The organism is Janthinobacterium longum, assembly GCF_051380735.1.
GTDB lineage: Bacteria > Pseudomonadota > Gammaproteobacteria > Burkholderiales > Burkholderiaceae_D > Janthinobacterium.
In genome coordinates this window covers 23,112-34,350 of record NZ_JBNYXQ010000004.1, presented here as the reverse complement: position 1 = coordinate 34,350, position 11,239 = coordinate 23,112, and the positions used below count along the sequence as shown (strand labels likewise).

General features: G+C 62.5%; 10 protein-coding genes. 8 read left to right on the top strand and 2 right to left on the bottom strand.

The genetic code is table 11. The annotated features are described in order from the left end of the window. Positions 1-117: 117 nt before the first annotated feature. From ACQ4WM_RS12890 to ACQ4WM_RS12880, 3 genes are read left to right on the top strand one after another with little or no spacing between them, the layout of a single operon-like run. On the top strand, positions 118-2,154 hold the full coding sequence (locus ACQ4WM_RS12890; RefSeq protein ID WP_436547069.1) for an alpha/beta hydrolase family protein: 2,037 nt from the start codon (positions 118-120) through the stop codon (positions 2,152-2,154). Continuing rightward, on the top strand, positions 2,151-4,166 hold the full coding sequence (locus tag ACQ4WM_RS12885) for an alpha/beta hydrolase family protein (protein WP_436547068.1): 2,016 nt from the start codon (positions 2,151-2,153) through the stop codon (positions 4,164-4,166). The genes ACQ4WM_RS12890 and ACQ4WM_RS12885 overlap by 4 nt, the downstream gene beginning before the upstream one ends. A gap of 33 nt (positions 4,167-4,199) precedes the next feature. Beyond that, entirely contained in the window at positions 4,200-5,414 is a 1,215-nt protein-coding gene (locus ACQ4WM_RS12880; RefSeq protein WP_436547067.1) for a 6-phosphofructokinase, read from the top strand. Between the two features lie 70 nt (positions 5,415-5,484). Here the strand turns inward: ACQ4WM_RS12880 and purM are convergent, their stop codons facing one another. Continuing rightward, positions 5,485-6,528 (bottom strand): phosphoribosylformylglycinamidine cyclo-ligase, encoded by a 1,044-nt coding sequence (gene purM / locus ACQ4WM_RS12875; protein ID WP_436547066.1) that lies wholly within the window; start codon positions 6,526-6,528, stop codon positions 5,485-5,487. A 281-nt stretch (positions 6,529-6,809) separates the two neighbouring features. On the opposite strand from purM, the gene hda reads away from it, so the two are divergent. Genes hda through panB form a run of 5 tightly spaced genes read left to right on the top strand, consistent with a single transcriptional unit; the run spans position 6,810 to position 10,905 of the window. After that, positions 6,810-7,478, top strand: a complete 669-nt coding sequence (gene hda, locus ACQ4WM_RS12870) for a DnaA regulatory inactivator Hda (protein ID WP_436547065.1) — start codon at positions 6,810-6,812, stop codon at positions 7,476-7,478. Beyond that, positions 7,478-8,149, top strand: coding sequence for a histidinol-phosphatase (locus ACQ4WM_RS12865; RefSeq protein ID WP_436547361.1), 672 nt, complete (start codon positions 7,478-7,480; stop codon positions 8,147-8,149). Before hda ends, ACQ4WM_RS12865 begins: the two co-directional genes overlap by 1 nt. After that, positions 8,142-9,509, top strand: a complete 1,368-nt coding sequence (gene pcnB, locus ACQ4WM_RS12860) for a polynucleotide adenylyltransferase PcnB (RefSeq protein WP_436547064.1) — start codon at positions 8,142-8,144, stop codon at positions 9,507-9,509. Before ACQ4WM_RS12865 ends, pcnB begins: the two co-directional genes overlap by 8 nt. A 6-nt stretch (positions 9,510-9,515) precedes the next feature. Next, positions 9,516-9,995, top strand: coding sequence for a 2-amino-4-hydroxy-6-hydroxymethyldihydropteridine diphosphokinase (gene folK, locus ACQ4WM_RS12855; RefSeq protein ID WP_436547063.1), 480 nt, complete (start codon positions 9,516-9,518; stop codon positions 9,993-9,995). 34 nt (positions 9,996-10,029) lie between these two features. Continuing rightward, the gene (gene panB / locus ACQ4WM_RS12850; RefSeq protein WP_436547062.1) at positions 10,030-10,905 is read left to right on the top strand and encodes a 3-methyl-2-oxobutanoate hydroxymethyltransferase; all 876 of its coding nucleotides are present in this window, start codon (positions 10,030-10,032) and stop codon (positions 10,903-10,905) included. Positions 10,906-10,911: 6 nt separating this feature from the next. Here the strand turns inward: panB and ACQ4WM_RS12845 are convergent, their stop codons facing one another. Next, positions 10,912-11,238 carry a helix-turn-helix domain-containing protein gene (locus ACQ4WM_RS12845; RefSeq protein ID WP_436547061.1) on the bottom strand — a complete coding sequence of 109 codons (327 nt, stop codon included), beginning with the start codon at positions 11,236-11,238 and terminating at the stop codon, positions 10,912-10,914. Between the last annotated feature and the right edge of the window lies 1 nt (position 11,239).

The following is an 11,239-nucleotide window of genomic DNA, read 5'->3' as shown; positions in this document are numbered from 1 at the left end:
AGAAATTGCTGCAGCGGAGCATAGGCAAGCCGGCTGCACAATAAAGGCGGCTAGAGTAGAAAGAAATTTATCTTAATGATAATATGTTTCCCTGCGATAATTATTGAAAAGGGAAACATGTTCTACAAGAATGTACGCTGTGCGCTGCTGGCCTGCGTGGTCCTGGCGTGGACGCCGCTACAGGCCCGGCAAACCACCGACGCGCCAGTCGACATGGCCGCACAGGCCGCTCGGATTCCCGTCGAACACTTTTTTGAAAACCAGTCTTTCAGCGGCGCAACCCTGTCGCCGGATGGCCGTCGCCTGGCCATGCGGGTGGCGCCGCCAGGCCAGCGCGTGCGCCTGGCTGTGCTGGACCTGGCCAGCATGCAAGTCAAGGTGGTGGCCTACTTCAGCGATGCCGATGTCGATACCTTCCGCTGGGTCAACGACCAGCGCCTGGTGTTCGACCTCGAAGACCGGCAACTGGCGCAGGGCGCACAGCGCTACGGCTCTGGCTTGTACGCCGTCAATGCCGATGGCAGCAATTACCGGCAACTGGTGACGCGCAACCATATGCTGCAAAACAAGCGAGCCTTGCTGATGCTGCCGTGGAACACCTTTTTATTGTCGAGCATTGGCGACCAGCAATCGGACGACGTCTATGTCACGCAACCTGATTTCAGCCAGCCGGGCAATATCGTCGATGAACCTTTGCTGCGCCTCAATACCAGCACCGGCACCTACAAGACCGTGACCCAGCCGGCAGGCACGCGCAACTGGCTGTTCGACAAGGCAGGCGAGCTGCGCATCGTGCAGGTACGCAGCAATGGCCAGGATAGCATCCTGTATCGCGACGCAGCGACAGCGCCATGGCAAACCCTGGCCACGTTCAGTTCCTATGGCGGCGGCAAGAATGTCTTCCAGCCGGCGTTTTTCGCACCCGACGGCACGCTGTACGTGCATGCGCTGCGCGGCGGCGACAAGCTGGCCCTGTACCGCTACGACCTGGCCGGCAAGCGCATCGGCGACACGCCCCTGGCCGCCTCGCCCGATTTTGACGTGCACGCGGAAATGCTGGGCACCGAAGGTCGCCTGCTGGGCCTGCGCTATGAAGCCGATACGCAAACCACGCAGTGGCTCGATGAAAAAATGCAGGCGATACAAAAGCAGGTCAACGCCCTGCTGCCGATGACGGTCAACAGCCTGTCCACCGGTTGGCGTTCGGCCACGCCGTTCATCCTGGTGCGCAGTTTTTCCGACACCACGCCCACCATCTACCGCCTGTTCAACAGCGAAACGGGCAGCTTGAGCGTGCTGGGCGGAGCCCACCCCACCATCCTGCCATCGCAAATGGCCAACAAGGACTTGCGCCATTACAAGGCGCGCGATGGCCTCGACATTCCCGCCTGGCTGACCATCCCCAGGGGACCAGCGAAAATGCGGCCGATGGTGGTGCTGGTGCACGGCGGGCCGTGGGTGCGCAATACCTGGGACTGGAATGCCGAAAGCCAGTTCCTCGCCTCGCGCGGCTATGTAGTGCTGGAGCCGGAATTTCGCGGCAGCACGGGCTACGGCCAGCAGCATTTCAAGGCCGGCTGGAAACAATGGGGCCTGAAGATGCAGGATGATATCGCCGACGGCACGCGCTGGGCGATCGAGCAGGGCATCGCCGATCCGCAACGCATCTGCATCGCCGGCGCCAGCTATGGCGGCTATGCGGCACTGATGGGCCTGATCAACGATCCGGACTTGTACCGCTGCGGCATCGACATGGCCGGCGTGACCGACATCGACCTGCTGCGCGACGGCAGCTGGGGCGGCTACTCGGACATTTCCCAGGACTACCGCAAGTACGGCATGCCCTTGCTGGTGGGCGATCCCGTCAAGGATGCTGCCCAGTTCAAGGCCACCTCGCCGCTGCAGCAGGCCGCGCGCATCCGCCAGCCGCTGCTGCTGGCCTACGGCAGCGCCGACCAGCGCGTGCCGCTGCCGCATGGCCGCAAGTTTTATGACGCCGTCAGGAAAACCAATGCACAGGTGGAATGGGTCGAATACGCTACCGAAGGCCATGGCTGGGCCCTGCCCGTCAACCGCTTCGACTACTGGCGCCGCGTAGAGGCATTTTTGCAGCGTAATATCGGCACAGCTGCGGCCAAAGGAACGACACCATGACCTTGCTTTCCTTGTTGCGCACCACCATCGCGGCTCTCTGCGTATTCGCCCTTCCTGCTGTTGCGCAGGAAGGACCCAAGCCGCCGCCGCTGGCCGATTTCTTTGCCAACCCCGAGTTCAGCGGCGCCCTGCTGTCGCCCGATGCGCGCCACCTGGCCGTGCGCGTGCTGGGGCCGAACCAGCGCGAGCGGCTGGCCGTGGTCACGCTGGCGGACAACAGCATTAAGATCGTTGCGCAATTTGACGATGTCGATGTGGGCGAGATCGAATGGGTCAATCCGCAGCGCCTGGTGTATGCCACGCGCGACCGCCAGAGCGCGCCGGGCGAGCTGCGCTATGCGCCTGGCCTGTACGCCGTCAACCGCGACGGCAGCGATTTTCGCCAGCTGGCCGAACGCGGCTTCGCACCCAATCTGTCGACCTCGGTCTACAAGCCCCTGCCCTGGCACACTTACCTGACAGGCCAGCGCGGTGCGCAAAATTCCAGCGTCATCCATGTGCGCAGCACCGTCTACACGGCCACGGGCGAGGTCGACTATATCGCCTTGCTGCGCCTCGATACGCTGACGGGCCGCAGCACGCCCGTGACGCCGCCGGGCAAGGTGCGCCGCTGGCTGCTGGACCAGGACGGCGAACCGCGCATCGCCGTCAGCAGGGAACGCAATGTGGAGACCATCCAGTATCTCGAACCGGCCAGCGGTGCCTGGCGCCAGTTGGCGCAATTCAATACCAATCTGAAGGGCAATGACGCGTTTACTGCGCTGGCCTTCGGCCCCGACGGCACCCTGTTTGTCAGCGCGCGATTGAAAGGCGACACACTGAACCTGCACGCCTATGACCTGGCCGCCAACCGCATCGATCCCGAACCCGTGGTGGCGCTGCCCGGCTATGATTTCAGCGGCAGTTTGCTGGTGGGCAAGGGCAAACTGCTGGGTGTGCGCTACCTGGCAGACAAAACCACTACCCGCTGGTTCGACCCGGCCATGGCGGCCACCCAGGCCGGCATCGACAGCGCGCTGCCGCACACCGTCAACATTATTTCAGTGGCGAAAGACGCCGCCGCGCCCTATCTGGTGGTGAGCTCGTATGCGGATGTTCAGCCGACCAGCTACGCCATTCTCAACAGCGCCACCGGACAGCTGACGCCAGTCGGTGCGGCCATGCCACGCATCAAGCCCGACCAGATGAGCAAGCAGCAACTTGTGCATTACCAGGCGCGCGATGGCCTGACGATACCGGCCTGGCTGACCGTGCCGAAACACGGCAGCGGCAAGAAGCTGCCGATGGTGGTGCTGGTGCATGGTGGGCCGTATGTGCGCGGCAGTTCCTGGCAGTGGGACGGCGAAGTGCAGTTTCTGGCCTCGCGCGGCTACGCCGTGCTGGAACCGGAATTTCGCGGCAGCACGGGCTTCGGCAGCAAACATTTCCGCGCCGGCTGGAAGCAATGGGGCCTGAAAATGCAGGACGATATCGCCGATGGCGCGCGCTGGGCGATTGCGCAGGGTGTGGCAGATGGCCAACGCATCTGCATCGCCGGCGGCAGCTACGGCGGCTACGCCACCCTGATGGGCCTGGTCAACGATCCCGAGCTCTACCGCTGCGGCATCAACTATGTCGGCGTGACCGATATCGGCCTGATGTACACGGGCCACTGGAGCTTTGCCTCGGACCTGAGCGACGACTGGAAACAGTACGCCATGCCCGAGCTGATCGGCGACCCGGTGAAGGACGCCGCCCAGTTCAAGGCGACTTCGCCGATCGCCCAGGCAGCGCGCATCAAGCAGCCGCTGCTGCTGGCCTACGGCGCACAGGACCGGCGCGTGCCGCTGTACCACGGCAAGCAGTTCTACGCGGCCGTGAAAGAACATAACCGCGATGTCGAGTGGATGGTGTACGAAGAGGAAGGCCACGGCTGGTCGCTGCCGAAGAACCGCGTCGATTTCTGGAGCCGGGCCGAACGCTTCCTCGACCGGCATATCGGAAAAGACAGCCCGGCCGCCAAAAAGGAGTAGGCTGGAGGGCCGAACCACTTGCGAGGAAATACCATGCCATCTGGAAAAATTCTTGTTGCGCAAGGTGGCGGCCCCACTGCCGTCATCAACCAGTCGCTGGTGGGCGTGGTGCTGGAATCGCGGCGCTTCCAGCACGTCACGCGCGTGTATGGCGCCCTGCACGGCGTGCGCGGCATTCTCAACGAGGACTTTATCGACCTGACGCAGGAAACCAGCCACAACCTGGAACTGGTGGCGGCCACGCCCTCGTCGGCGCTCGGTTCCACGCGCGACAAGCCCGACATCGCCTACTGCCAGCAAATCTTCGAGGTGCTGCGCGCACACGAGATCGAACACTTCTTTTATATCGGCGGCAATGACTCGTCCGATACCGTGCGCATCGTCAGCGAAGAGGCGCACAAGGCCGGCTATCCGCTGCGCTGCATCCATATTCCGAAAACCATCGACAATGACCTGGTCGGCAGCGACCATACGCCGGGCTTTCCGTCGGCCGCGCGTTTCGTGGCGCAGGCGTTTGCCGGCGCCAACCTCGACAACGCCGCCCTGCCCGGCGTGTATGTGGGGGTAGTGATGGGGCGCCACGCGGGCTTTCTGACAGCTGCCTCGGCGCTGGGCAAGAAGTTTCCCGACGATGGCCCGCACCTGATTTACGTGCCGGAGCGCACCTTTGTGCTGGAGCAGTTCCTGGCCGATGTCAAAGCGATGTACGAGAAACATGGCCGCTGCGTGATTGCCGTTTCCGAAGGTATCCACGATGCGTCGGGCGAGGCTATCGCCAGCCTGCTGTCAAAAGAAGTCGAGCGCGACGCCCACGGCAATGTGCAATTGTCCGGCACCGGCGCGCTGGCCGACCTGCTGTGCGACGAGATCAAGGAAAAACTCGGCATCAAGCGCGTGCGTGGCGACACCTTCGGCTATCTGCAGCGCTCGTTCATCGGCTGCGTGTCGGACGTCGACCAGCGCGAAGCGCGCGAGGTCGGTGAAAAGGCCGTGCAATACGCGATGTGGGGCGACCGCGACGGCTCGGTTGCCATCAAGCGCACCGGCTACTACTCGGTCGACTACGAACTGCTGCCCTTGACGGACGTGGCCGGCAAGACGCGCACCATGGAAGACGCATTCATCAGTGAAAGCGGCACCGATGTGACCGATGCCTTCCGGCTGTATCTGCGCCCGCTACTGGGTTCGAAAATGCCCGATGCGTTCCGGCTGCGCTGCGCCAAGGTGGAAAAGATCCTCAAGCCGTAAACCGGCCAGGCGTAAAAAAAGCAGGCGCTTATCAAAGACAAGGCCTGCTTTTTTCGTGACGCGGAAAAACTCAGATCACGATGGTCTGATGCTCGTCGCCGTTACGGGCGCGGATTTTACCGATGGTGTAGACGATTTCGCCCGCTTCTTCCAGTTGTTCGATGGCGGCGGCGGCGTTCTCGGCCGACACGATCACCGTCATGCCGATGCCGCAGTTGAACACGCGGTGCATTTCAGCGTCGGCCACGCCGCCGTGCTGCTGCAGCCAGGTAAACAACGGTGGCATGGTCCACGCTTTGGAATCGAGCTCGGCGACCAGGCCAGGCTGCAGCACGCGTGGAATGTTTTCTACCAGGCCACCACCGGTGATGTGCACCATGCCCTTCACTTCCATCGAGGCCATCAGCGCCAGCAGCGGCTTGACGTAGATGCGCGTTGGCTGCATCAGCACGTCGGCCAGCTTGCGGCCGTGGAAGTCGCCTTCCAGGTCCGGTTTGGCCACTTCGATGATCTTGCGCACCAGCGAGTAACCGTTCGAGTGCACGCCCGACGAGGCCAGGCCCAGCACCACGTCGCCCGGGGCGATTTTGGTGCCGTCGATGATATTGGCTTTTTCCACCGCGCCAACGGCAAAGCCGGCCAGGTCGTATTCGCCGGCCGGGTACATGCTTGGCATTTCCGCCGTTTCGCCGCCGATCAGCGCGCAGCCGGCTTGTTCGCAACCCTGGGCGATGCCCTTGATGACGTCGGTGGCAATCGCCACATCGAGCTTGCCGCAAGCGAAGTAGTCGAGGAAGAACAGCGGCTCGGCGCCTTGCACCAGGATGTCGTTGACGCTCATGGCGACCAGGTCGATGCCGACCGTGTCATGGCGGTTCAGTTCGAACGCCAGGCGCAATTTGGTGCCCACGCCGTCGGTGCCCGAGACCAGCACCGGCTCCTTGTACTTCTTGCTGATTTCAAACATGGCGCCAAAACCGCCCAGGCCGCCCATCACGCCTTCGCGCATGGTGCGTTTGGCGTAGGGCTTGATTGCTTCGACTAGAGCGTCGCCTGCGTCGATATCGACGCCAGCGTCACGGTAGGAAAGGGAAACATTAGAAGTCTGGTTCATGGTGTGGTGGCAGCGGAGGCGGTAAAATAGAGGGGTCAAGTCGGTCGATCAAGACGCTATTTTATCAAACTGACCCCTGAGTTTGTAATTAACTGCCCTTTTTTAACGCAAAATCGGAAACTTCACTGCCGTGGCCGCCACGGATGCGCGCTTTCACGCATCTTAGACGCCACTACGCCGCCAGCAGCTTCTATAATGCTTAACTATAATTCTCTTTAATGCAAATCTGACAACAACGAAGATGCATACGCAGTAATGAAAAACAGGACAAGGCGTACGCCATGAAACAACTGGTGCTCGATCTAGGCACAGACCAGGCGCACAGCCTCGATACCTTCGAGGTAGGGCAAAATGCCGAAGTGGCGCAGTTGATGCGCCAGTTCGCCGCGCGCACCTCACGCGAACATTTTGCCTACCTGTGGGGCGAGCTGGCCGCCGGCAAGAGCCATCTGCTCAAGGCGCTGGCCAGCACCGAGCGCGCGCGCTATATTTCGCCGTTTTCGATCGAGTCCGAATTCGTGTATTCGCCTGACGTCGACCTGTATCTGCTCGACGACTGCGAAAAACTGTCGCCGCTGGCGCAGATCGACGCGTTTGCCCTGTTCAATGAAATCCGCGCCAACAAGGCCTATATGGTGTGCAGCGGCGCGGTGCCGCCAGCGGTGCTGCCGGTGCGCGAAGACTTGCGCACGCGCATGGGCTGGGGCCTGATCTACCAGATCCACGGCCTGACCGACGCTGAAAAAATCGCCGCCCTGACCCAGGCGGCCACCACCCGTGGCTTGACCTTGTCGCCCGGCGTGTTACCCTATCTGCTGTCCCATTTCCGGCGCGACATGCGTTCGCTGTCGACGATGCTGGACTCACTCGACCTCTACTCCCTTGAAACCCAACGCCCGATCACCTTGCCCTTGTTGCGCGAGTTGTTGCAGGCGGAAGCGAAAGAATGATGAATCTGGCCCTGTTTGACCTCGACCATACCCTGCTGCCCATCGACTCCGATCACGAATGGGGCGAATTTCTGGTCCGCAGCGGCGTTGTGGACGCCACCGAATTCACCCGCCGCAATAACGGCTTCTTTGCCCAATACCAGGCCGGCACCCTGGACGCGGTGGAATACCTGGAGTTCGCGCTCGGTAACCTGGCGCAGTTTCCCCGCGCCCGCCTGGACGAACTGCATGCGCAATTCATGGCCGAAGTGGTGCTGCCGGCAATCCGCCCTGAAGTCGTGGCGCTGCTGAAACAGCACCAGGATGCGGGCGACCTGATCGCCATCGTCACCGCCACCAACCAGTTTGTCACCAAGCCGATTGCCGCCGCGCTGGGTGTGGAACACCTGATCGCCGCCATGCCCGAATACGACGCCGACGGCAATCTCACGGGTAAACTCATAGGCACGCCGACGCTGGGCGCCGGCAAGCTGACCCACACCCATGCCTGGCTGGAAAAGCTGGGCCATCAACTGGGCCAGTTCGAACGCAGCTATTTTTACAGCGATTCGCACAACGACATACCCCTGCTGTCGGTAGTGACCCATCCGGTCGCCACCAACCCCAACGCTGCCTTGAGCGCACACGCATCCCTCCACGGCTGGCCATCACTCCACTTATTCAATGATTAAAAAATTCATCCGCAAGATCCTCGGCGTTAAAAAAGAGGCAGCGCGCGACACCACGGTAGCCACCGTGCTCGGTCCTGCGCAACACGGAATCGATCCGAAACTGGTGACCTCGAACGCCATCCGCGTCACCAGCAGCCTGCAGGAAGCGGGCTTCGAGGCGTTCGTGGTGGGCGGCGCCGTGCGCGACTTGCTGCTGGGCGTCAAGCCGAAAGACTTCGACATCGCCACCAACGCCACGCCCGAACAGGTCAAACGGCTGTTCCGGCGCGCCTTTATCATTGGCAAGCGCTTCCAGATCGTGCACGTGATGTTCGGCCAGGACTTGCTGGAAGTGACGACCTTCCGCGGCGCCGGCGCCGATTCGGCACCAAAAGACGAACACGGCCGCGTCCTGCGCGACAACACCTTTGGCCTGCAGCACGAAGACGCGCTGCGCCGCGATTTCACCATCAACGCCATGTACTACAACCCGGCCACGCAGGAAGTGCTGGACTACCACGGCGGCGTGGAAGATATCCGCGCGCAGACACTGCGCATGATCGGCAAGCCGGAAGAGCGCTACCGCGAAGACCCGGTGCGCATGCTGCGCGTGGTGCGCTTTGCCGCCAAGCTGAAATTCACCATCGAGCCGCACACGGCCGAACCGATTGCCGTGATGGCGCCGCTGATCAACAATGTGCCGGCGCCGCGCGTATTCGACGAAATGTTGAAACTGCTGATGAGCGGCCATGCACTGGCCTGCCTGCAGCAGCTGCGCAAGGAAGGCCTGCATCACGGCCTGCTGCCGCTGCTCGACGTGGTGCTGGAGCAGCCGCTGGGCGCCAAATTCGTCACCCTGGCGCTGGACGCCACCGATCAGCGCATCGCTGCCGGCAAGACCGTCTCGCCGGGCTTTTTGTTTGCATCCCTGCTGTGGCACCAGGTGCTGGAAAAATGGACCGCCTACCGCGCCGCGGGCGAATCGACGATACCCGCGCTGCACCTGGCGGCCGACGACGTGCTCGATTCGCAAACGGAAAAACTGGCCCTGCAGCGCAAGATCGGTTCGGACATGCGCGACATCTGGTCGATGCAGCCGCGCTTTGAGCGCCGGGTCGGCAAGGCGCCGCATAAATTGCTGGAGCACCTGCGCTTTCGTGCCGGCTACGACTTCCTGCTGCTGCGCTGTGCCTCGGGCGAGATCGATTCCGAGATCGGTGTATGGTGGACTGCGTTCTACGAAGGCGACGAAGAGACGCGCGAGGAGCTGCTGGCCAGCGCCAATGCCGCGCCCGGCGCCGTCAAGAAAAAACGCCCGCCGCGCCGCAGCACCCGCAGCAAGAGCGGTGGCACGGTCACCGGCAGCACTGGCGAGCAATAACACACCATGACGCAGGTCACCGCTTATATCGGCATCGGCGCAAATCTCGGCGACGCACGCGCCAATGTGCAGGACGCCATTGCACGCCTGGCGTGCCTGCCGGGCGCCACCCTGCTGGACGCTTCACCGAGCTACCGCACCGCCCCCATCGACTCCAGTGGCGACGACTATATCAATGCGGTGGCACGCATCAGCACCAGCCTGCCGGCCGAAGAATTGTTATTGGCGCTGCACGCCATCGAAGCACAACACGGCCGCGAGCGGCCCTATCGCAACGCGCCGCGCACGCTGGACCTGGACCTGCTGCTGTACGGTGAAGAACAGATCGCCAGCGCCACCTTGAACGTGCCGCACCCGCGCCTGACCGAACGCGCTTTCGTGCTGGTGCCGCTGCTGGCGCTGGCGCCTGCGATCAGCGTGCCGGGCAAAGGCGCGGCCAGCGATTTCCTCGCAGGCGTGGCCGACCAGGCCATCAGCCAGCTCTGACATTACCGTCAACCTTTTACTGTAGAGAATACCTATGTCCGCATATTTGCAAGGAACCGATCTGGCCGCCAAAGAAAAGGCCAGCGCGCCTGCCCCTGCGCCATCGAAGCCTGTCGCCAGCAAGGCCGTGACCATCCATGCGCTGGCCGCCCTGCGCGCGGCCGGTGAAAAAATCACCATGCTGACCTGCTACGACGCCAGCTTCGCCTCCCTGATGGACCGCTGCGGCGTGGAAATTTTGCTGATCGGCGATTCGCTGGGCATGGTCTGCAACGGCCACAACTCCACCCTGCCCGTGACGGTGGCCGAACTGGCCTATCACACGGCGTCGGTGGCGCGCGGCAGCAAGAGCGCGATGATCGTGGCCGACCTGCCGTTCGGCGCGTATGGCACCATCGAGACGGCGTATGCCAACGCCGTGATCCTGATGCAGGCCGGCGCGCACATGGTCAAGCTCGAAGGCGGCGCCTGGCTGGCCGACACCGTCAGGTTCCTGAGCGAACGCGGGATTCCAGTCTGCGCCCATATCGGCCTGACGCCGCAATCGGTGCACCAGCTGGGCGGCTATAAAGTGCAGGGCAAGAGCACGGAAAGCGCCGGGCAGCTGAAGAACGACGCGCTGACGCTGCAAAACGCAGGCGCGGCCATCGTGCTGATGGAAGCGATGCCGGCCCAGCTGGGCAAGGAAGTGACCGAGATGCTGCATGTGCCAACCATCGGCATCGGCGCAGGCCCCGACTGCTCGGGCCAGGTGCTGGTCATGCACGACATGCTGGGCGTCTTCCCGGGCCGCAAGGCACGCTTCGTGCGCAACTTCATGGAAGGCGCGGCCAGCATCGAAGACGCCGTCAGCGGCTATGTGAAAGCCGTAAAGGATGGCAGCTTTCCGGCGCTGGAACACTGCTTCTGAGCCGATTCAAACAGGTGGCAACGCCTCGCTACTGAGCGGGGCAGCCACTTTCTCCCGTAGTGTTTCGCTACGTACAAAGGCAACTTCGAGCCCAAAAAACTGGCCGATACGGTTCAGTGACTGGATGGTCGGATTGCCTTTGCCGCTCTCGATTTCCTTGATGGTTTTCAGGCTGACACCGCGATGTAACGCAAATTGCGCCTGTGTCAGGCGCGAGATGGCCCGCATTTCCTTCACCGCCTGTTGCAGCGTGACTTCGCCCGCCGCGATGGCGTCGTACAGAGCCGCCCGGCGCTGCCGCAACTGGTCCTTGTCCATCTTTGTACGCGCCATG